The organism is Burkholderia sp. IDO3, assembly GCF_003366075.1.
Lineage (GTDB): Bacteria > Pseudomonadota > Gammaproteobacteria > Burkholderiales > Burkholderiaceae > Burkholderia > Burkholderia anthina.
In genome coordinates this window covers 49,858-69,659 of the sequence record NZ_CP028962.1, presented here as the reverse complement: position 1 = coordinate 69,659, position 19,802 = coordinate 49,858, and the positions used below count along the sequence as shown (strand labels likewise).

Here is a 19,802-nt window from a genome sequence, read left to right as displayed (position 1 = left end):
CCCGAGCAAATCCGCGCCGGCTGCGGCCGACGCGGCGGCGGCGCAGGTCGTCCCTGCGCCGCACCGTTCACCGGCCGAGCAGCAGATCGGCGCCGCGTTCGCCGATCATGATCGCCGGCGCATTGGTATTGCCGCTCGGCACCTGCGGGCAGATCGAGCAATCGATCACGCGCAGGTTCGAGAAGCCGTGCACGCGCAGCGACTTCTGGTCCACCACCGACGTCCGCGGGTCCGTGCCCATTCGGCACGTGCCGGCCGGGTGATAGACGGTCTTGATGTCCTGCCGGACGAATTTCTCGATCGCCGGCAGATCGTCCGGATCGACCCGCGCAGGCGCGACGATGTCCTTCACGTGCGCGCGCAGCGCCTGCGCCGACAGGATCCGGAGCCCCGCCTGAACGGCGCGGATCTGCCCTTCGAGATCGGCCGGATCGCTCAGGAAGTTCGCGTCGATCCGGGGAAGATCCGCCGGATCCGTGCTGCGCAATTGCACCTGCCCGCGCGACTTCGGCTGCAGATGGCCGACCTTGACCGACATGCCGTGTTCGCCCGCCGGCGGCTTCTCCCCCGGCGTATTGTCGAAGTTGTCGAGCAGCGGCAGGAAATGGAACTGGACGTCGGGGCGCCCGGTGCCCAGCGTGTCGATGAACGCGCCGCCTTCGAGGATGTTGCTGGTCAGCAACCCGCTCCTGAAGCACTTCCACTGCAGGAAATGGCGCATCGCCCTGAGCCCTTCGTTCTCGCCATAGAGGCTCGTCGGCGTCCGAATCGACGCCTGCACCGACATGTGCAGATGATCGTGGAAGTTCTTGCCGACCGGCAATGCCGTCACCGTCTCGATGCCGAACGCGGCGAGCTGCTCCGCCGGCCCGATGCCCGACAGCATCAGCACCTTCGGACTCCCGATCGCCCCCGCGCTCACGACGACCTCCTCGCGCACCTGCACCGACACCGGCGCATTGCCGCCTTCGCTGAATTCGACCGCGACCGCGCGCCCCGCATCCGTCTTGATCCGGTGCACGAGCGCGCCCGTCACCACCTTCAGCTTCGCATCGTTGCGCACCGACGCCAGATACGTTCGCGCCGTACTCGCGCGCTCGCCGTTGCGCGTCGTCGTCTGGTAATAGCCGATGCCCTGCTGCACGTCGCCGTTGAAATCGTTGACGTAGGGCAGCCCCATTTCCTGTCCGGCGCGAATGAACGCGGCCGTCAGCGGATGGCGGTAGCGGTTCTCGCTGACGGGTAGCGGCCCCGTCTGGCCGTGATACGCCGGCCCCAGGCTTTCGTTCGCTTCCGCCTTCATGAAGTACGGCAGCACGTCGTCGTAGCGCCAGTCCGTGCATCCCCACTGCGTCGCCCAGTCGTCGTAATCCTCGCGCTGCCCGCGGATATAGATCATTCCGTTGACGGAGCTGCCGCCGCCCAGCACCTTGCCCTGCGCGATGATCATCCGGCGATCGTTCGCGTTCGGCTGCGGTTCGGTCATGTACGGCCACGATTTCTTCTGGAACACCATCATCACGCCGCCCGGAATCCGGTGAAACGGATTGTCGTCGCGGGTGCCGGCCTCCAGCAGCAGGACCGAGCCGGCGTTCTGCTGAATCAGCCGCGCGGCAACGACGCAACCGGCGGAACCCGCGCCGATGACGACGTAATTGAAGGTCAGGTCTTGTGTAGTCATGTCAGTCGATAGGGGTAAGCGGGCGCGCGATGCAACGCCCGTGGTCTTGTGGTTGTGTGGTCGGAGGGTCCGCGCGTCGGCGCGCGTACCGCTACATCGCGATCGTGACGACCTTCTCTTCCAGGTACGCGTCGAGCCCGCTCTGCGACAGGTCGCGCCCGACGCCGCTGTCCTTGAAGCCGCCCCACGGCAGCCGCGCGTCGAGCGGGCTCCATGCGTTCACCGCGACCGCGCCGACCCGCAGCCGCGCGGCGGTGCGGTGCGCGGTGGCGAGGTCGCGCGTCCACATCGAGGCGGACAACGCATAGACGGTGTCGTTCGCCAGCGCGACCGCCTCGTCTTCCGTATCGAACGGCATGATCGTGCCGACCGGGCCGAACACTTCGTCGCGTGCGATGCGCATCGCCGGATCGACGTTCGCGAAGACCGTCGGCCGCACGAAGAAGCCCTGCGACGGCACCGGCTCGTCGCCCGCGACCATCGTTGCGCCGTCGCGCAGTGCCGCCACGATATGCGTCTTCACGCGATCGGCGTGACGCGCACTGATCAGCGCGCCCATTTGCGTCTGCGGATCGAACGGCGTACCGACCTTCACGGAGCGCGCCGCGTGCGCGAGCGCGCCGACGACTTCGTCGTAGAGACGGCGCTGCACGAGCACGCGCGTGCCCGCCGCGCAGGTTTGCCCCTGGTTGACGAACAGCCCCATCGCGACGCCGGCGACCGCCTGCTCGAGATTCGCGTCGTCGAAGATGATCTGCGGCGCCTTGCCGCCGAGTTCGAGCGTCAGCCGCTTGAACGTCGCGCCGGCTTCGCGCGCGATCGTCCGGCCGACCTCGGTGCTGCCCGTGAAGCTGATCTTGTCGACGCCGGGATGATTGACCAGTGCGGCCCCGACCGACGCGCCGATGCCGTGCACGAGATTCACGACGCCCGGAGGAAACCCGGCCTCCGCGGCCAGGTCCGCCAGTGCGCCCACGGCGAGCGGGGCGTCTTCCGACGGCTTCATCACGACCGTGCACCCCGCCGCGAGCGCAGGCGCGAGCTTCCAGCACGCGATCATCAGCGGTGCATTCCAGGGCACGATCAGGCCGGCTACACCGACGGCCTCGCGCACGGTGTAGTTGACGGTCGGACGTCCCATGAAGCCGCCGGTCGGAATCTGCCGGCCTTCGAGCTTGTCGGCCCAGCCGGCGAAGTAGCGCAGCGTGTCGATCGACATCGGCAGATCCATCATGCGCACCTCCATGGCCGGGCGGCCCTGTTCGCGCGCCAGCAGCTCGACGAAGCGCTCGGCGTCGCGCTCGAGCAGGTTGGCCAGCCCGTGCAGCAATTGCGCGCGCGCGGCGCCTGGCAACCGGCTCCAGGCGCCGCCGTCGAATTGCGCACGGGCCGCGCGCACGGCCAGGTCGACGTCGGCGTCGGTGCCGGCCGCCACGCGCGCGAGCAACTGACCCGTGCACGGTTCGCGTTTCTCGAACCATTCGCCGCGGGCGGCTTCGCGCTGCTCGCCCGCGATCCGGTGTTTGAGGGTGTATTCGGCTGCCATGTCGTTCGTCTCCAGATCGAGGGCCGATCCCGCGCATGACGGCGGGATCGGCTTATCTGGCCCACTGTAGGACGAGGCTTTTGGCGCTGCTGGTACGTCCGTGCACCGGATGCAGGATTCACGTGCATGGGCGGGCGGCGTGGGCCGCCGAAGCAACCCCACCATCGAACCCCCAATAATCCCCCTTGACACCCTATCTTTCGATATATATCTTTAGATATGTTTTACGACATATAGGACACGATCATGCGACACAACCCCTCCCGCGGCCATGCCCGATGCGACGGACATGGTGCGCATGCCGGCCCTGAATGGTTCGCCGGTCTCTGGCACGCGATCGGCCGCCATCGGCGCGGCCACGATCCGTTCGGTGGCGGCCCGTTCGGCGGCCGTGGCAGACGCGGCGGCTTTGGCGATTTCGGCGACGACGGCATGCCGCGCGGCCGCCAGTTCAGCTCCGACGATCTCCAGTTGCTCCTGCTCGCGCTCGTCGCCGAGCAGCCGAGCCACGGCTACGAGCTCATCAAGGCGCTCGACACGCGCTCGAACGGCTTCTACAGCCCGAGCCCCGGCATGGTGTACCCGGCCCTCACGTATCTCGAGGAAGTCGGCTTCGTCGCGTCGCAGGCGGAAGGCAACCGCAAGCGCTACGCCCTCACCGACGCCGGCCGCGCGCATCTCGATGCGCAGCGCGAACGCGTCGACACCCTGTTCGCGCGCCTCACGCATCTCGCGCGCAAGATGGAGTTCATGCGCCGCGCCTTCGCCGGCGAAGCGGCGGGCAACGAAGCACCGGACGAAGCACAGCCCGGCTGGCTGCCGGAGTTCGTCGAGGCTCGGCTCGCCCTGAAGCGCGCGCTGCTGCACAAGAGCGCCGCCGATGCCGACGAACAGCGTCGCATCGCGGCCATCATGCGTCGCGCGACAGCCGAAATCGAAGGCGGCACCGGCGCGTAACCCGCGCCGCCCCGTCAAACCATAGGAGAACGGATTGATGCAAAACACATCCGAGCGCGCCGTCACCCGCGTGCGCCATACCCTCAAGTTCCGCCTGCTGCAGGTCGTGCGCGTGCACGCCGTGACGCCGCACTTGCTGCGCGTCACGCTCGGCGGCCCCGACCTCGCGGATTTCGAATCGTCGTCGTTCGACGATCACGTGAAGGTGTTTTTCCCGGCGCCCGGCGCCGATCGGCCGGCACTGCCGACACTCGGCGCGAACGGCCCGGAATTTCCGGAGGGCGAACCGAAGCCCGTCGCGCGCGACTTCACGCCGCGCCGCTTCGACCGCGCCGCCTGCGAACTGGATCTGGAATTCGTGCTGAACCATCCGGGCCCCGCATCGCAGTGGGCCGCGCAGGCACGCGTCGGCCAGTGGCTCGGCATCGGCGGCCCGCGCGGGTCGTTCGTGGTCCCGATCGATTTCGACTGGCATCTGCTGATCGGCGACGATACGGCGCTGCCCGCGATCGCGCGGCGTCTCGAGCAATTGCCGGCCGGCTCGCGCGCAGCGGTGGTGCTGGAGGTCGCGGATCGCAGCGCGCAGATCGCGTTCGATACGCGTGCCGACGTGCATGAAATCTGGCGCTTTCGCGCCGAAGCCGAGACGGACGACGACGACGTGCTGCTGAACGCCGTGCGCGAACTGCCGCTGCCGCCGTCCGGCGACGGTTACGTGTGGGCGGCCGGCGAAGCGCAGTCGATGCGCGCGGTGCGCCTGCACCTGACCGGCGAGCGCGGGGTCCACAAGTCGCGCATCCGCGCGGCGGCATACTGGAAGTGCGGCGCGGCGGCCGTGCACGAGACGCTGGAAGACTGACCGCGAAAGGGCGCGCGCCGGCGGGGTTGGCATCGGCGGCGCGGCTGGTATATATGTATGTCTGCGACGCCGCTGTCGGACGACAGCCGCCGCAGCCCGTACAGGAGCGCCCGGTCATGACAAAAGAAAGCCACGCGTCGCCGTTCCTTCGCAACCTGAAGATCGCCGGATATTGCGGCCTGGCCGCAGTCGTTCTCGCGCTGTTCGTCGCGATGTGCGCGATCCTGAAGGAAAGCTCGCTCGAACGCGACGCCGCGCAACACCCGGGCGAGACGCCCGAACTGCACGAAGCGGGCGGCGGCACGTCCGCTTCGGCCGAATCGGCCAAGACGCCCGGCTGACGGCGTCCGGCCCGTACTTCTCCTGCTTGCCCCGCTTACGGCGCGCGCTCGCGCCCCATCATGACTGCGTGCACCGCATCGCCGATCCGTTCGAGCGGCTCGACCATACGTTGCCCGTACAGGTGCGCGGCCAGCGCGCCGGCCGTGCCGACCAGCACGCCGCCGGCCATGTCGAACGGCCAGTGCACGCCGGCATACACGCGGCCCCATGCGATCGCCACGGCCAGCGCGACCATCACGAACCCGGTCAGCCGCGTCGTACCGGCGAGCAGCATGCCCACCGCGAGGCTCCATGCGAACGTCATGTGGTCGCTCGGAAACGAACTGTCCGGCGAATGCGGAATCAGTTGCGTGCCGACGCCGGCCATGAACGGCCGCGGGGAGAACCAGAAATGCCCGATCACCTGTGCGAGCAAGAGCGCCAGGCACGTGCCGACGCCGGCTTCGATCGCCTGACGCCGCGTCGGCCGCTCGCCGAAGATCCAGGTCAGCAATAGCATGACGGGCAGCGCATAGACGAGCCAGTCGGCGGCGAAGATCGCGAGGCGGGCCACGCCGGGGTTCGGCGCGGCGCCGGCATTGATGGCGGAAAACAGGGTGAGATTGAGGTTCTGCATGAATCCGGTTGCGTGAAACGTAAGTGGGGGGACCGGTCGCGCCGGTCGGATGCGAACGATGCTAGTGCTCACTCGCTTAAGGGGTGCTTAATGCGCCGGGCGACCTGCGCCGGTGTCCGGATCGCCTGAACCGGGGCCGGGGCCGGTTCGTCGCGGCGAACGCACTTAGAGCCCGCACTGCAACACAAGTTCACACAATTGTCACATTCCCGCGCGACCTTCTCCCGGAAACCCTCACCACTTATCCCGTAAAGGCTCACCCTTTTCACATCGTGGCGTCATTGACGCATGCGAAGATCGGGCCGCCGGGCGCAATCCACGCCGTTTGTGTCGCTCGCCTCAACATTTACATCGCTGATACGTCGAAATCGGCAACAATTAATTCCAGATGCGGCATCGCACAACGGCAACGCACAGGCATACGATTACGACCACTCATCCACGAAGCGATCAACAACAAGGAGTCCGCATGAAACCCAGCGATGTCCGATCGAAAGCGTTTGCGATGCCGTTGACCAGCCCCGCGTTCCCGATGGGCCCGTACCGTTTCGTCGATCGTGAGTTTCTGATCATCACGTATCGCACCGATCCGGATCGTCTCCGTGAAATTGTCCCCGAGCCGCTGCAGATCACCGAGCCGCTCGTTCATTACGAATTCATTCGCATGGCCGATTCGACCGGCTTCGGCGACTACACCGAAAGCGGCCAGGTGATTCCCGTCGAATACAACGGCCAGGCCGGCGGCTACACGCTCGCGATGTATCTCGACGATCACCCGCCGATCGCCGGCGGCCGCGAGCTGTGGGGTTTCCCGAAGAAGCTCGCATCGCCCACGCTGCACGTGAACACCGATCACATCCTGGGCACGCTCGACTACGGCAAGGTGCGCGTCGCGACCGGCACGATGGGCTACAAGCACAAGGAACTCGACATCGACGAGCAGCTGAAGCGTCTCGCCGGCCCGAACTTCCTGCTGAAGATCATCCCGCACGTCGACGGCACCGCACGCGTGTGCGAACTGGTGCGCTACTACATGCAGGACATCAAGATGAAGGGCGCGTGGACGGGCCCCGCATCGCTCGAGCTGGCGCCGCACGCGCTCGCGCCGGTGGCCGATCTGCCGGTTCTCGAGATCGTCGAGGCACGCCACCTCGTAGCAGATTTGACACTCGGGCTGGGCGAAGTCGTCTACGATTACCTGGCTCAGTAACACGTCCGCAGTCCTTTCTCCCTGTCAATCCTTTCACCACGGGAAATTCGAAATGAGCAACCTGAATGGCAAGACCGCAGTCGTCACGGGCGCCGCGAGCGGCATCGGCAAGGAAATCGCACTCGAACTCGCGAAAGCGGGCGCGGCCGTCGCGATCGCCGACCTGAACCAGGACGGCGCAAACGCGGTTGCCGACGAGATCAACAAGGCAGGCGGCAAGGCAATCGGCGTCGCGATGGACGTGACCAACGAGGACGCGGTCAACAGCGGCATCGACAAGGTGGCCGAGGCGTTCGGCTCGGTCGACATCCTCGTGTCGAACGCCGGCATCCAGATCGTCAACCCGATCGAGAACTACTCGTTCGCCGACTGGAAGAAGATGCAGGCGATCCACGTCGACGGCGCGTTCCTGACGACCAAGGCCGCGCTCAAGCACATGTACAAGGACGATCGCGGCGGCGTCGTGATCTACATGGGTTCGGTGCACTCGCACGAAGCGTCGCCGCTGAAGTCGGCGTACGTGACGGCCAAGCACGGCCTGCTCGGTCTGGCACGCGTGCTGGCGAAGGAAGGCGCGAAGCACAACGTGCGCTCGCACGTGGTGTGTCCGGGCTTCGTGCGCACGCCGCTGGTCGACAAGCAGATTCCGGAACAGGCGAAGGAGCTCGGGATCAGCGAAGAGGACGTGATCAAGAAGGTGATGCTGGGCAACACGGTCGACGGCGTGTTCACGACGGTGCAGGACGTCGCGCAGACGGTGCTGTTCCTGTCGGCGTTCCCGAGCGCCGCGCTCACCGGCCAGTCGTTCGTCGTCAGCCACGGCTGGTTCATGCAGTAACGCCCCCGCCTCCCCTCCCCGACGGGGAGGCGACTCCCGCATCACCGCTCATTGTCACGATGGAACGTGGAGTGCCGCCGATCGGCGTCACTCCGTTCCTCTCCGCCATCCATGGCGGGATTTCTCGGAGTCATTGATGAAACCGCACGCGCGTACAGAAAAGCAGGCCGTCGATGCGGCGGACCTGCATCACGAAGCCGGCGCGCCGGCCGCTGCGCGGTCGCTGCCGTACGAAACGATCGCGCTCGTCCTGCAAGGCGGCGGCGCGCTCGGCGCGTATCAGGCCGGCGTGTTCGAAGGTCTGCACGAGGCGGGCATTCCCCTCGACTGGATCGCCGGCATCTCGATCGGCGCACTCAACACCGCGCTGATCGCGGGCAATGCCCCCGAACATCGCGTCGAACGGCTGCGCGAATTCTGGGAAACGATCTGCCAGCCGGCGTTCTTTCCCGCGATTCCGGCCGCGTTCGAATTCGCACTGTTCAACAGCATCGACCAGGTCCGCACGTTCTTCACGGCGTCGCAAGCCGCGAGCGCGATGATGCAGGGCCAGCAAGGCTTCTTCGTGCCGCGCTTCCCGCCGCCGCTGCCGGGCGTGGCCGATCATCCGGAAAAGATCAGCTGGTACGACACGTCGGCGCTGCGCGCGACGCTGCTCAAGCTGTGCGATTTCGACCGGATCAACTCGGGCGAGACCCGCGTGTCGGTCGGCGCGGTCAACGTCGGCACCGGCAACTTCGTGTACTTCGACAACTCGCGTGTTCGCCTCGCGCCCGAGCACTTCATGGCGTCCGGCGCGCTGCCGCCCGCGTTCCCGCCGGTCGAGATCGACGGCGAGTACTACTGGGACGGCGGCGTCGTGTCGAACACGCCGCTGATGGAAGTGCTGCGCGCGCGTCCGCGCCGCGACACGCTCGCGTTCCAGGTCGATCTGTGGAGCGCGCGCGGGCCGCTGCCGCGTACCATGGCCGACGTCGCGGAACGCACGAAGGACGTGCAGTATTCGAGCCGCACGCGTTTCGTCACCGACACGCTGCAGCGCGAACAGCGCTACCGCAACGTGCTGCGTCACGTGCTCGACCAGGTGCCGGAAGAGCAGCGCAAGAACGACCCGTGGTGCATCGAGGCTGACGCGATGTCGAGCGGGAAGAAGTACAACATCCAGCACCTGATCTATCAGCAGAAGGCGTACGAGCACCACTACAAGGACTATCAGTTCGGTCTGTCGACGATGCGCGACCACTGGTCCGCGGGTCTCGACGACATCCGCAAGACGCTCGCGGTCAAGGACGGCCTCGCGCTGCCCGTCAACGACGCGGGCTTCGTTACGCACGACATTCACCGCCGCCGGTAATGCCGTGTGCGACGGCCCGGCGCGATGGATGCGCCGGGCCGTCTTTCCTACCGATTCGACATGCCGATTTTCATTGCGCTATTCGCGCTCATCGCCCTGGGATGGGGCGCCGTTCACCTGTTTCACGTCATCGCCGCGCAATTCGGCCAGCCGGTCGCGATCGCGGCCGCCGTGCTCGCCGCCGCGATCCTGATCGCGCTGATCGCGTGGTGGATCAAACGCCGCCGCGACATCGCACCGAACACGAAAGAACAAGGCTGGACCCACATCGTGCATCGCGCATGGGGCGAGTTGCGCGTGTCCGCGACGCAGGGGCTGCTGTGGCTGTCGCATGACGGCGCGGACGGCCGCTATACGCTGTCGCAACTCGACGGCTGCGAGGCCGCGCCGATCGACGGCCGCTGGCATCTCGTCGTGCGCGTGCGCGATGGCGTACGCGGCGAATGGAAACTGCCGATGATGGACAAGCACGACGCGCAGCGCTGGGCGCGCGTGCTGATGCTCGCGAAGGACAACCGGCTGTAACGGACTGCGGCAGCGGGCAAGCGCCGGCGCGGCTCCGCGCGATGCATGCTGCGTCCGGCCGCTCCCCGCCTGCGGCACATGTCCAGCACAACGCCCCCCGCTCGCGCACGATGGCGAGCGAACCCACCCGCACCACCGCCCCCTATCGCGCGCCAAGCGCCCATAACGCATCGAGCACATGCTGTGTCGGCCGCTCGACCGGCCCGGCCCGGTGCGCGATGCCCAGTTCGCGCCACAACGCAGGACGCAGCGGCCGCATCACGATCCGTGCGTCGGGCAGCGGGGCACCCGCCTCGTGCGGCAGCAGCGTCGCGCCGTAACCCGCGGCAACCAGGCTCTTGATCGCATCGTTGTAGTTGAGTTCGATACGCGGTTCGGGCCGGTGGCCGCCGAGCGCGAACCATTCGGTCGTGAGCCGGGACAGGCGCGTGGTCGCATCGTTGAGAATCAGCGGACGCGCAGCCAGATAGGCCGGCGTCACACGTGCCGGGAACTGCCAGTCGGCGGGTAGAAAGGCCAGCACCGGATCGCGCCGCCACGCGCGGATCGACAGCCCCGCGACCGCCGGCTGCGGCAACGCGACCAGCCCGACGTCGAGCGTGCCCTGCGCGATGCGCGCCAGCGTGTCGGACGACGTGAGCACCGCGATCTGGACATCGATATCCGGATGCTGCTCGCGCAACCGGGCCACCGCCTGCGGCAACAGATGGGCGATCGCTCCGGTGGACGCGCCGAGGCGCACGCGTCCGGTCAGCCCCTGCACCTGCCGCTGCACGTCGTCGAGTGTCGACTCGACCTCGGCCAGCAGACGGCGCGCCCGCTCCACCAGCACTTCGCCGATGGTCGACGGCCGCACGTTGCCGCGCGTACGCGACAGCAACGGCGCGCCGACGCGGCTTTCGAGTTCGGCGACGTGAAGACTGACGGTCGGCGGCGCGAGATGAAGCAATTGCGCCGCGGCCACGAAGGATCCCTGGTCGGCGATTGCGACCAGCGTACGCAGCCGGTCCAGGCTGATCTCGCGCATGCCCACCTCTCGTTCAGGAAAACTGAATCCGGCAATCAGGAAATTCAACTTTTCCTATTCTAGGCGTTCGACGGACGATACGGTTTTCCCGACGTCCGAAGCAAGGAGCGCGACCATCATGAGCTTCCCCACTGTCTACATCGACGGCGATCAAGGTACGACCGGACTGCAGATCCACGAGCGCCTGCGCGATCGCACCGACCTGCGGCTCGTCACGCTGCCGAACGCGGAGCGCAAGGACCCCGCGCGGCGCGCCGAAGCGATCAACGCATCCGACATCGCGATTCTGTGCCTGCCCGACGCCGCCGCGCGCGAAGCAGTCGGCTTCATCCGGAATCCGGCGGTACGCGTGATCGACGCGAGCTCGGCCCACCGCACCGACCCGGAATGGGTCTACGGCTTTCCCGAGATGGTCGAGGGGCACGCGCAGAAGATCGCGCGCGCACGGCGCGTCACCAATCCGGGCTGCTATCCGACGGGCGCGATCGGCCTGCTTCGGCCGCTGCAACAGGCTGGCCTGCTGCCGCGCGACTACCCGGTGAGCGTCCACGCCGTGTCCGGTTACTCGGGCGGCGGGCGCAGCGCCGTCGACGCATTCGAGTCGAACGGCGCGGCTCGCGCGAAACCGCTGCAGGTCTATGGCCTCGCGCTCGCGCACAAGCACGTGCCCGAGATCCAGCTGCATGCCGGGCTCGCGCACCGTCCGCTGTTCGTGCCGGCTTACGGCGCCTATCGGCAAGGCATCGTGCTGACCGTGCCGATCGACCTGCGCCTTCTCCCGGCCGGCACGACCGGTGAGTTGCTGCATGCATGTCTCGCGCACCATTACGCCGGCGCGCGCCATGTCGAGGTCACGCCGCTCGCGGACGCGCGCACGATCACGCATCTCGATCCCGAGACGCTGAACGATACGAACGACCTGCGGCTCAGCGTGTTCGTCAACGACGAACACGGTCAAGTGCTGCTCTCCGCCGTGTTCGACAATCTCGGCAAAGGCGCATCCGGCGCGGCCGTGCAGAATCTCGACCTGATGCTCGGCGCGACGAGCGTGGCGGAAGCGGCGTAGGTCGCCTGTCGACCTCGTCGCGAGCCGGCCCTCGGCAAGCAGATCGGCAACGCCATCGCGTTTACGGCTCACGACGCTGTTGCGAACCGTAAACGCGCGTCAGACGATACCCGGAACCTGCCCCCGTAAAAGCTCACCTTTGGCCGATTTCAGCCCGTATCGTCGTTCGCCGCGGCGTTCAGGCCGGCGAACGTCTCGGCCAGAAAATCGACGCACACGCGCACCTTCGCCGACGCCGCGACGCGTTCCGGATACACGGCCCAGATGTTCGCCGGCTGGTGCGCTTCCGGCAGCACGCGGCACAGCGCGCCGCGTTCGATCAGCGGCCCCGCTTCCCAGATCGAGCGCAACACGATCCCGCGCCCGGCCAGCGCCCATTGCACGGCCACTTCGCCGTGGTTCGTCGACAGCGCGCCGCCGACCTTCACGGTTGCCGTTTCGCCGCGCAGGTTCAGCCGCCAGACACCGAACGGATGGTCGCGCTCCTTGATCGCGAGACAGTCGTGCGACGCGAGATCCGCGAGCGAGCGCGGCGTGCCGCGTCGCGCGAGATAGTCGGGCGACGCGCACAGCACGCGATAGTTCGCCGCGAGGCGGCGCGCGATCAGGTGATCGGCGATGTCGTCGCCGATGCGCACGTCGAGGTCGTAGCCTTCGCCCGCGACGTCGACGAGCCGGTCGAACAGATCGAGCCGCACGTTCAGCTGCGGGTAGCGCGTGGAGAAGTCGAGCAGCGCCGGCGCAACGACATGCCGGCCGAAGCCGAAGCTGCTCGAGATGCGCAGCGTGCCGCGCGGCACCGTGCGCGTGGTGGACACGTCTTCGACGAGATGGTCGACGTCGTCGAGAATCTTCTCGGCGCGCGCGAACACGCGCTCGCCGGCCTCCGTGACCGTCACGCGGCGCGTCGACCGATGCAGCAGCCGCGTGCCGAGTTGTGCCTCGAGCAACGCGATGCGCTTGCTGACATAGGCTGGCGACACCGCGAGTTGCTCGGCGGCCGCGCTGAAGCTCGTCAGACGGACGACCAGGCTGAACACGCGCAGGTCGTCGAGATTCGGCGATTTATTCACGATTCGTGGAAAGTCGATTAACCTTTCGCTGGATTTTAATCCGAATGGAAATAAATAAAATGGCGGCATGTTCCGCTGCGCATGCTGCCGGCGGCCCGACCAGCCAAGGAGACTTGCATGAGCGACAGAACCTACAAGATTGCCGTGATTCCCGGCGACGGCATCGGCCGTGAAGTGATGCCCGAGGGGCTGCGCGCGCTGGACGCCGTTACGGCGCGTTTCGGCATCCGCTTCGAGTTCGAGCAGATCGACTGGGCCAGCTGCGAGTACTACGCGCAGCACGGCAAGATGATGCCGGACGACTGGAAAGCGCAGTTGTCGGGCATGGACGCGATCCTGTTCGGCGCGGTCGGCTGGCCCGCGACGGTGCCCGATCACATTTCGCTGTGGGGTTCGCTGCTGAAATTCCGCCGCGAATTCGATCAGTACATCAACCTGCGGCCCGCGCGCCTGTTCGATGGCGTGCCGTCGCCGCTCGCCGGCCGCAAGGCGGGCGACATCGACTTCATGATCGTGCGCGAGAACACCGAGGGCGAATATTCGTCGGTCGGCGGCACGATGTTCGAAGGCACCGAGCGCGAAGTGGTGATGCAGCAGTCGATCTTCACGCGCCACGGCACCGAGCGCGTGCTGAAGTTCGCGTTCGATCTCGCGCAGCGCCGGGCGAAGCGCCTGACCGTCGCGACGAAGAGCAACGGCATCGCGATCAGCATGCCGTGGTGGGACGCGCGCGCGGCCGAGATGGCCGAACGCTATCCCGGGATCGCCGTCGACAAGCAGCACATCGACATCCTGTGCGCGCGCTTCGTGCTGCAGCCGGACCGCTTCGACGTGGTCGTCGCATCGAACCTGTTCGGCGACATTCTTTCCGACCTCGGGCCGGCCTGTACGGGCACGATCGGCATCGCGCCGTCGGCGAACCTGAATCCGGACCGCACGTTCCCGTCGCTGTTCGAGCCGGTGCACGGCTCCGCGCCCGACATCGCGGGCCAGTACGTCGCGAATCCGATCGCGATGATCTGGTCGGCGGCGATGATGCTCGACTTCCTCGGCAACGGCGCGGGACGCGAGCGCGAAGCGCACGACGCGATCGTCGCGGCGATCGAGGACCTGCTGCGCACGGGGCCGCGCACGCGCGATCTCGGCGGTCAGGCAGGGACGCGGGAAGTGGGCGAGGCGATCGCGGCGCGAATCGCCGGCTGAACGATCGCCGCGGACGATGCGCAGCTGGATGGGCGTCGATGCATGCCGTGTTCAGCGGTGAGCGACACGGCATGCCGCTGCGCACCTGTTCCGATTCCGATGTATGTATCGGTGCATGCGTATCGATGTCGAACGGTGAGCCACGCGATTCGATGACACGCACGGTTGTGCATCGGCCCATCGGTGCGATGAATATCGCGTTGAAGTCGAGCGGTGAGTTGCATCGAGTGTGGATACCCACCGATCGAACCTCACCGCATGTCTTGCGAATGCGCGTGCGTCCGATACTTCCGTCAGCGCAATCGCACGGCCTCACGCGAAGATCGATCGGTGAGGTGCCGCGCGTAAAACACCACACCGCAGGCACGGAAAGCGCCTTCTCCCGAAAACGCTCACCTCAACGCGCTGCCCCCGTATTTCCTCACCTTTGAACACAGGCATCGCGCTCGACGGGCGATCGGGCGCGACACCATCGTGCGTGTCACAGCCCGAGATCGGACAGGCCGGGATGATCGTCCGGGCGACGACCGAGCGGCCAGTGGTACAAACGGTCCGCTTCACGGATCGGCAAATCGTTGATGCTCGCATGGCGATGCGCCATCAGGCCGTTTTCGTCGAACTCCCAGTTCTCGTTTCCGTATGAACGAAACCAGTTGCCGGCATCGTCATGCCATTCGTACGCGAACCGCACCGCGATGCGATTGCCGCCGAACGCCCACAGCTCCTTGATCAGCCGATAGTCGAGCTCGCGCGTCCATTTCCGCTGCAGCAGGCCGACGATCTCGTCGCGCCCCGTCACGAACTCCGCGCGATTGCGCCACCGGCTCTGCGGCGTATAGGCAAGCGACACGCGCTGCGGATCGCGCGTGTTCCATGCATCCTCCGCGGCGCGCACTTTCTGGCGCGCCGTGTCGAGCGTGAAAGGAGGAACGGGCGGACGAACTTCCGGGGAAACGGACATGGGATGCTCCTGTTCAGGGTTCCGGCCGCGCACGAGCACGGCCGTCGGGACGGACTACTTCGATGATCGGGAAACCGTATCGAGCAGCAGGTCGGCGGTTGCGCGCGCGTCGCGCGCGGCATTGGCATCGCCGCTGACGAGCGCCACGCCGATCGCGCCGTCGATCAGTACCAGCCATTGACGCGCGAGGCGGGCGAGCCCGCGACGCTCGATCCCGGCTTCGTCGGCATACGCGTCGAACCGCTCGCGCACGAACGCCAGCAACCGCGCCTTGTGCATGCGCGCGACGACCCGCACCGGATCGTCGGCATCGGCAATCTCGCCGGACGCATTCAGGAACGCACAGCCGTGAAAGTCGGGTTGCGAAAACCAGTCGCGCAGTACGTCGAACATGCCGAGTAGTTGCGCGCGCGCAGACTTGCCGCGCGCCAGCGTCGCGTCGACGAACCAGCGCATCCAGCGCGCGTCGCGACGTTCGAGCGCCGCGACGACCAGCGCTTCCTTCGATTCGAAATGCGAATAAAAGCTCTTTCGCGCCGCGCCGGACAGCTTCACGATCGCATCGACGCCCGTGGCGTGGATTCCGCCCGAGTAGATCAGCGCTTCGGCCGCGTCGAGCAGCCGGGCGCGCACGTCCGGCTCGACGGGCAGGGGGTCATGTGTGTTCATGGGTTAACGGTAGAACGATCATTCTCCTCCGTCAACCGATTCATCGGAAAGCCCTTCCGGCGGAAGGGGTGAACGGGTAACGAAAAGGTGCTCGGGCGGGGGGCTTCGTCGGGCCGTCGACGATCGGCAATGACACGGCGCCAGGCGGAAGTCGCGGCCGCCGGGGGAAGGAATCCCCTGGAGGCCGAGCGCCCCCCGTCGGGTTCAGAAGTAGTGAACGATACCCAGCATCGCGCCCGTCTGATTGTGGCCGGCAACGACGTCGGTATCGTAGCCGTTCAGGCCGAGATTCGAGCCGTGGCTGTTCTTCACGTAGCCGATCTCGGAATAGAGCGCCGTCCGCTTCGACAACTGGTATTTCGCGGTCGCGGCCAGATAGAGCGGCCGTTGGCCGGCCGACGTGATGTCGGTCCAGAAGACGGCGCCGGCGAGCGTGAGCGGCGCGGACACGTGATATTCGAGGCCGCCCCAGAACTCGTTGGCATGGGCTTGCGTGCTCGAGTCCAGCGGCAGGGTGCTGCTCAGCCACCGGTAGCCGACGAACCCTTTGGCCTTGCCGATCCGATAGGTCGCCGCCGCGGCGAAATGCTGCTCCTTGCCGGACTGGGTGGCGATGGACGTGCCGTTGCGCATGTCGTAGACCACCATCGCCGCGAACGGGCCGGCGGCGTACTGGACGGCGGCGCCGATTTCCCGACCGACCTTGAATTCTCCGGGCACCTGGCCGCCGTTCGCGATCGTCGCGTCGTATCCGGTGCTGTACAGCGCCTCGAAGCTGACCGCGCCGGCGCGGCCGTGGTATTTGACCGAGTTGTCGGCCCGGCCCGTGAATTGCCCGTCGGTCTGCTTCAGGCCGTAGACGGCATAGTCGAGCGGGTCGTAGCGCACGGAAAAGTCGTACATCGGCACGCGCTGCCGGCCGAACGTCAGCGCGCCGTAACGGCTGTCGAGACCGACGAACGCCTGGCGGCCGAAGATGCGTCCGCCTTGCTGCGATTTGCCTTGGGTAATGTCGATGCCGCCTTCCAGCGTGAAGATCGCCTTCAGGCCGCCGCCCAGATCTTCCGTGCCCTTGAGTCCGATCCGGCTGCTCTTGACGCCGCCGGACTCCTCGCGCACCAGATGCGAAGCGTGGCCGGCCGCATCGGGCGCACCGGTGAGAAACTCCACACCGGCATCGGCGACGCCATACAGCGTCACGCTCGATTGCGCATGCGCGCCCGCGCTCAACGACGCCGCGACGATCCCCGCCCAAAGCGGCTTCATGCCGCGGGTTGCCCCTCTGTTGCTCATCACTGTCTCCTGGTTGTGTCGACTGCCGTTCCACCGCGCGATGGAGATGGAGCGATCGCCGATCTATCGAGTAGTTGTACTGAATTTAATGACGAATGCGTCGAGCCGGGCTCGATCGTATTAGCAAACGTGTACCGTTCCCGGGCCGCCCGCCCTCGGCCGCCGGCGGCCCGAGCGGATCCCGCCGATCTTCACCGGCCCGGCACGACGGCCTAGCGGGACATCGCGGGTGCGGCGTCGGGGCCGGCCTGCTTTGCCGGTTCCTCCGCGCGGCCCGCGGAAGGCGGTGTATCGTCGAGCCGGATCCACAACGTGAACAGCGGGCCGAGCAGCAGCACGACGATCGACGCGGCGAATGCAACCACCCATCTGCCGTGCGACACGTCGAGCAGCAGGCCGACGACGATCGGCGACACGGCGCCCGCCAGCGCCATGCCGGTGAAGGTGCACGCGCTGGACGTGGCCGAGTGCTCGCGCGAGACTTCCGTGCCGACCACCCACAACGGCGAGTCGGCCAGTTCGGAGCAGAAGAACGCGAAGCCCAGGCAGAGCGAGCTGATGGTGACGTCGCGGGTGAACAGCAGCGGCAGCAGGCAGACGATCGACGACAGGAACCCGAAGATGATGACTTCACGGCGTGCGCGCAACCGGTTGCCCGTGCGGGTGAAACGCCAGTCGGTCAGTATCCCGCCGGCTGCCGTGCCGAGCGAGCCGCCGAGCAGTACGAGCGCGGAGAAGATCGCGTTGTGCGACAGCTTCATCCCGTAGCGCTGCGAAAAGAAGGTGGGAATCCAGTTCAGGAAGAACCAGAGCACCCATCCGTGGCAGAAGCATGCCGCGCTGGCGGGCCACACCCGGCGCATCATGTCCCGCCAGTCGACCGGGCTGCGTACCGGCGCGGGGCTGGCGGGCGACGCGTCGTCATGCCGCCTGGCTTCGTTGAGCCCCAGATACATCACGGCCATGTAGACGAGCGTAACCGCGCCGAGAATGATGAACGTGAGCCGCCATGAAAAGGCGACGATCAGGCCGGTGACGATCAGCGGCGCGAGCGCGTTGGCAATGCGCCCGGTGGCATGCATCACGCCCTGTGCCGCGCCGCGGCGCTCTTCCGGGATCACCCGGGCGATCATCCGTGCGGCCGTCGGATAGATCGGCGCTTCGCCGACGCCGACGAAGAAACGTGCCGCAACCAGCGCGACCAGGCTGCCGACCAGCCCCGTCGCAATGGTCGCGATCGCCCACAGCGAGCCGTACAGCAACAGGCCCTTGCGGGAGCCGATCCGGTCGCTGTGCCAGCCGCCGGGGATCATGAAGCAACTGTATGCGAGCGCGAACGCGGAAAAGATGAAGCCGAGGTGCGTGTTGCTGAAGCCGAGTTCCTTGCTCATCACGGGCGCGGCGACCGACATGTTGGTCCGGTCGACGTACATGATGAACGCCATGATGCAGAGCAGGACGAACGTGATCCTCGCCCTGCTTCGCTGCGGCTGCGAAAGGGACATGTCTTCCTCCATTCATTGTTTTATGTGGGACCCGCGCGCCGGCGTCGCGTCGCGACGGCCGGCATGCGTGGTCGGGACAACCGACGCGAAGCCTACGCCCGGAAGAAGCTGCTCAGCGCCTCGTAGGTTTCGTCGGGACACTCCTCCTGCAGATAGTGGCCCGACGGGACGGTGGCGGTCCGCACGATGCGATTCGCGTAGCGGCTCCACACCTGCGCGGCATCGTGATTGCGTCCGACGCCGCCCTTCTCGCCCCACAGGATCAGCGACGGCACGTCCACGCGGCGCCCGGCGTCGTAGTCGGCGGTATCCATGTCGAGATCGATGCCGAAGGTCGCGCGGTAGTCCTCGCACATCGCGTGGATCACGTCGGGATTCTTGATGCAGCGGATGTAGTCGGCGAGCGCCTCGGGGCCGAAGAAACTCGTGCCCTGATCGGTCTTCGACAGCTTGCGGCGGATGAAGAATTCCGGATCCGCGCCCATCATCGTCTCCGGCGTCGGGTAGTCCTGCACCATGAAGAACCAGTGCCACGAGAACTTGCCCCACTGGCGCGTCACGTTGTTCAGCAGATGGTGCTGCGGCAGCATGTCCATGAACGCCGCCTTGAGCACCTTGCTCCCGTGATCGAGACACATCCGGTGCAGCACCCGCGCGCCGCGGTCGTGGCCGGCAGCGAAAAACTTCGTGAAGCCGAGCGTTTCCATCACCTCGACCTGATCCTGCGCCATCGCGCGGAACGAGTAGTCGGAATGATCGCCGCCGCCGGGCGGCTTCGAGCTGTCGCCGTAGCCGCGCAGATCGGTGCAGACGACCGTGAATTCCTTCGCGAGACGCGGCGCGATCTTGTGCCACGACAGGTGATTGAACGGGTTGCCGTGCATGAGCAGCAGCGGCGGCCCTTCGCCGCCCTTGACCGTCACGATTTCGGCTCCGCTGGTCTTGATCGTCGTTTTGGTGAAATTTTCGAACATGGGCATGACTGACCTCTATGGCAATGCGTAAACGCGTTGTTGCAGATGCGCTGCGCGCGCCGTCTCCAGGCGGCGCAGCGGGGCGGAATGCGGGCGGTGCGGA

Annotated in this window: 19 protein-coding genes; 9 read left to right on the top strand and 10 right to left on the bottom strand. The window is 66.7% G+C overall.

The genetic code is table 11. The features are described 5' to 3' along the window. Window positions 1-67: 67 nt before the first annotated feature. Together DCN14_RS00320 and DCN14_RS00315 are read right to left on the bottom strand one after the other, a co-directional pair. Window positions 68-1,681 carry a GMC family oxidoreductase N-terminal domain-containing protein gene (locus tag DCN14_RS00320; protein ID WP_096501002.1) on the bottom strand — a complete coding sequence of 538 codons (1,614 nt, stop codon included), beginning with the start codon at window positions 1,679-1,681 and terminating at the stop codon, window positions 68-70. A 91-nt stretch (window positions 1,682-1,772) separates the two neighbouring features. After that, a complete protein-coding gene (locus DCN14_RS00315; RefSeq protein WP_096501004.1) occupies window positions 1,773-3,227 on the bottom strand; it encodes an aldehyde dehydrogenase family protein in 1,455 nt (484 codons plus the stop codon). A 246-nt stretch (window positions 3,228-3,473) separates the two neighbouring features. On the opposite strand from DCN14_RS00315, the gene DCN14_RS00310 reads away from it, so the two are divergent. The 3 genes from DCN14_RS00310 to DCN14_RS00300 all read left to right on the top strand — a co-directional run bounded on the left by DCN14_RS00310 (window position 3,474) and on the right by DCN14_RS00300 (window position 5,384). Continuing rightward, on the top strand, window positions 3,474-4,184 hold the full coding sequence (locus DCN14_RS00310) for a PadR family transcriptional regulator (protein ID WP_096501006.1): 711 nt from the start codon (window positions 3,474-3,476) through the stop codon (window positions 4,182-4,184). 37 nt (window positions 4,185-4,221) lie between these two features. Next, window positions 4,222-5,043 carry a siderophore-interacting protein gene (locus DCN14_RS00305; protein WP_096501008.1) on the top strand — a complete coding sequence of 274 codons (822 nt, stop codon included), beginning with the start codon at window positions 4,222-4,224 and terminating at the stop codon, window positions 5,041-5,043. A 116-nt stretch (window positions 5,044-5,159) separates the two neighbouring features. Beyond that, entirely contained in the window at window positions 5,160-5,384 is a 225-nt protein-coding gene (locus DCN14_RS00300) for a hypothetical protein (protein WP_096501010.1), read from the top strand. A 35-nt stretch (window positions 5,385-5,419) separates the two neighbouring features. Here DCN14_RS00300 and DCN14_RS00295 read toward each other — a convergent pair whose 3' ends face one another. Next, window positions 5,420-6,001, bottom strand: coding sequence for an undecaprenyl-diphosphatase (locus tag DCN14_RS00295; protein ID WP_096501012.1), 582 nt, complete (start codon window positions 5,999-6,001; stop codon window positions 5,420-5,422). A 469-nt stretch (window positions 6,002-6,470) separates the two neighbouring features. Between DCN14_RS00295 and DCN14_RS00285 the strand changes: the two genes are divergently transcribed. The 4 genes from DCN14_RS00285 (at window position 6,471) to DCN14_RS00270 (ending at window position 9,928) form a co-directional block, all read left to right on the top strand. Further along, window positions 6,471-7,211, top strand: coding sequence for an acetoacetate decarboxylase (locus tag DCN14_RS00285; protein ID WP_096501016.1), 741 nt, complete (start codon window positions 6,471-6,473; stop codon window positions 7,209-7,211). 52 nt (window positions 7,212-7,263) lie between these two features. After that, the gene (locus tag DCN14_RS00280; protein ID WP_115531340.1) at window positions 7,264-8,049 is read left to right on the top strand and encodes a 3-hydroxybutyrate dehydrogenase; all 786 of its coding nucleotides are present in this window, start codon (window positions 7,264-7,266) and stop codon (window positions 8,047-8,049) included. A 136-nt stretch (window positions 8,050-8,185) separates the two neighbouring features. Then, window positions 8,186-9,403, top strand: a complete 1,218-nt coding sequence (locus DCN14_RS00275) for a patatin-like phospholipase family protein (protein WP_162826148.1) — start codon at window positions 8,186-8,188, stop codon at window positions 9,401-9,403. Between the two features lie 60 nt (window positions 9,404-9,463). After that, window positions 9,464-9,928, top strand: coding sequence for a hypothetical protein (locus DCN14_RS00270; protein ID WP_096508895.1), 465 nt, complete (start codon window positions 9,464-9,466; stop codon window positions 9,926-9,928). A 142-nt stretch (window positions 9,929-10,070) separates the two neighbouring features. On the opposite strand, the gene DCN14_RS00265 is transcribed toward DCN14_RS00270, so the two are convergent. Continuing rightward, complete coding sequence (locus DCN14_RS00265; RefSeq protein ID WP_096508894.1) at window positions 10,071-10,955, bottom strand: LysR family transcriptional regulator; 885 nt, start codon at window positions 10,953-10,955, stop codon at window positions 10,071-10,073. A 118-nt stretch (window positions 10,956-11,073) separates the two neighbouring features. Between DCN14_RS00265 and argC the strand changes: the two genes are divergently transcribed. Further along, on the top strand, window positions 11,074-12,021 hold the full coding sequence (argC, locus tag DCN14_RS00260; protein WP_096508893.1) for an N-acetyl-gamma-glutamyl-phosphate reductase: 948 nt from the start codon (window positions 11,074-11,076) through the stop codon (window positions 12,019-12,021). 149 nt (window positions 12,022-12,170) lie between these two features. On the opposite strand, the gene DCN14_RS00255 is transcribed toward argC, so the two are convergent. Further along, window positions 12,171-13,094 (bottom strand): LysR substrate-binding domain-containing protein, encoded by a 924-nt coding sequence (locus DCN14_RS00255; protein WP_096508892.1) that lies wholly within the window; start codon window positions 13,092-13,094, stop codon window positions 12,171-12,173. A 117-nt stretch (window positions 13,095-13,211) separates the two neighbouring features. Here DCN14_RS00255 and DCN14_RS00250 point away from each other — a divergent pair, with 117 nt between their 5' ends. Continuing rightward, window positions 13,212-14,297: a tartrate dehydrogenase gene (locus DCN14_RS00250; protein WP_096508891.1), complete on the top strand. Its 1,086-nt coding sequence runs from the start codon at window positions 13,212-13,214 to the stop codon at window positions 14,295-14,297. 481 nt (window positions 14,298-14,778) lie between these two features. Here the strand turns inward: DCN14_RS00250 and DCN14_RS00245 are convergent, their stop codons facing one another. The 5 genes from DCN14_RS00245 to DCN14_RS00225 all read right to left on the bottom strand — a co-directional run bounded on the left by DCN14_RS00245 (window position 14,779) and on the right by DCN14_RS00225 (window position 19,705). Beyond that, window positions 14,779-15,258 carry a nuclear transport factor 2 family protein gene (locus DCN14_RS00245; RefSeq protein ID WP_096508890.1) on the bottom strand — a complete coding sequence of 160 codons (480 nt, stop codon included), beginning with the start codon at window positions 15,256-15,258 and terminating at the stop codon, window positions 14,779-14,781. A gap of 54 nt (window positions 15,259-15,312) precedes the next feature. Beyond that, window positions 15,313-15,927 (bottom strand): TetR/AcrR family transcriptional regulator, encoded by a 615-nt coding sequence (locus DCN14_RS00240; RefSeq protein ID WP_096508889.1) that lies wholly within the window; start codon window positions 15,925-15,927, stop codon window positions 15,313-15,315. A gap of 204 nt (window positions 15,928-16,131) precedes the next feature. After that, window positions 16,132-17,220, bottom strand: coding sequence for a porin (locus DCN14_RS00235; protein ID WP_096508888.1), 1,089 nt, complete (start codon window positions 17,218-17,220; stop codon window positions 16,132-16,134). A gap of 212 nt (window positions 17,221-17,432) precedes the next feature. After that, window positions 17,433-18,725 (bottom strand): MFS transporter, encoded by a 1,293-nt coding sequence (locus tag DCN14_RS00230; RefSeq protein WP_096508887.1) that lies wholly within the window; start codon window positions 18,723-18,725, stop codon window positions 17,433-17,435. A 92-nt stretch (window positions 18,726-18,817) separates the two neighbouring features. Beyond that, entirely contained in the window at window positions 18,818-19,705 is an 888-nt protein-coding gene (locus tag DCN14_RS00225) for an alpha/beta hydrolase (RefSeq protein ID WP_203368117.1), read from the bottom strand. Between the last annotated feature and the right edge of the window lie 97 nt (window positions 19,706-19,802).

What these genes read in the sequence shown, in the direction of transcription:
- DCN14_RS00285 (WP_096501016.1), top strand. Translation starts at nt 6,471, where the DNA reads ATGAAACCCAGCGATGTCCGATCGAAAGCGTTTGCGATGCCGTTGACC.
- DCN14_RS00295 (WP_096501012.1), bottom strand. Translation starts at nt 6,001, where the DNA reads ATGCAGAACCTCAATCTCACCCTGTTTTCCGCCATCAATGCCGGCGCC.
- DCN14_RS00320 (WP_096501002.1), bottom strand. Translation starts at nt 1,681, where the DNA reads ATGACTACACAAGACCTGACCTTCAATTACGTCGTCATCGGCGCGGGT.
- DCN14_RS00240 (WP_096508889.1), bottom strand. Translation starts at nt 15,927, where the DNA reads ATGAACACACATGACCCCCTGCCCGTCGAGCCGGACGTGCGCGCCCGG.
- DCN14_RS00270 (WP_096508895.1), top strand. Translation starts at nt 9,464, where the DNA reads ATGCCGATTTTCATTGCGCTATTCGCGCTCATCGCCCTGGGATGGGGC.
- DCN14_RS00250 (WP_096508891.1), top strand. Translation starts at nt 13,212, where the DNA reads ATGAGCGACAGAACCTACAAGATTGCCGTGATTCCCGGCGACGGCATC.
- DCN14_RS00315 (WP_096501004.1), bottom strand. Translation starts at nt 3,227, where the DNA reads ATGGCAGCCGAATACACCCTCAAACACCGGATCGCGGGCGAGCAGCGC.
- DCN14_RS00300 (WP_096501010.1), top strand. Translation starts at nt 5,160, where the DNA reads ATGACAAAAGAAAGCCACGCGTCGCCGTTCCTTCGCAACCTGAAGATC.
- DCN14_RS00275 (WP_162826148.1), top strand. Translation starts at nt 8,186, where the DNA reads ATGAAACCGCACGCGCGTACAGAAAAGCAGGCCGTCGATGCGGCGGAC.
- DCN14_RS00245 (WP_096508890.1), bottom strand. Translation starts at nt 15,258, where the DNA reads ATGTCCGTTTCCCCGGAAGTTCGTCCGCCCGTTCCTCCTTTCACGCTC.
- DCN14_RS00310 (WP_096501006.1), top strand. Translation starts at nt 3,474, where the DNA reads ATGCGACACAACCCCTCCCGCGGCCATGCCCGATGCGACGGACATGGT.
- DCN14_RS00280 (WP_115531340.1), top strand. Translation starts at nt 7,264, where the DNA reads ATGAGCAACCTGAATGGCAAGACCGCAGTCGTCACGGGCGCCGCGAGC.
- DCN14_RS00230 (WP_096508887.1), bottom strand. Translation starts at nt 18,725, where the DNA reads ATGTCCCTTTCGCAGCCGCAGCGAAGCAGGGCGAGGATCACGTTCGTC.
- DCN14_RS00305 (WP_096501008.1), top strand. Translation starts at nt 4,222, where the DNA reads ATGCAAAACACATCCGAGCGCGCCGTCACCCGCGTGCGCCATACCCTC.
- DCN14_RS00225 (WP_203368117.1), bottom strand. Translation starts at nt 19,705, where the DNA reads ATGCCCATGTTCGAAAATTTCACCAAAACGACGATCAAGACCAGCGGA.
- DCN14_RS00235 (WP_096508888.1), bottom strand. Translation starts at nt 17,220, where the DNA reads ATGAGCAACAGAGGGGCAACCCGCGGCATGAAGCCGCTTTGGGCGGGG.
- argC (WP_096508893.1), top strand. Translation starts at nt 11,074, where the DNA reads ATGAGCTTCCCCACTGTCTACATCGACGGCGATCAAGGTACGACCGGA.
- DCN14_RS00265 (WP_096508894.1), bottom strand. Translation starts at nt 10,955, where the DNA reads ATGCGCGAGATCAGCCTGGACCGGCTGCGTACGCTGGTCGCAATCGCC.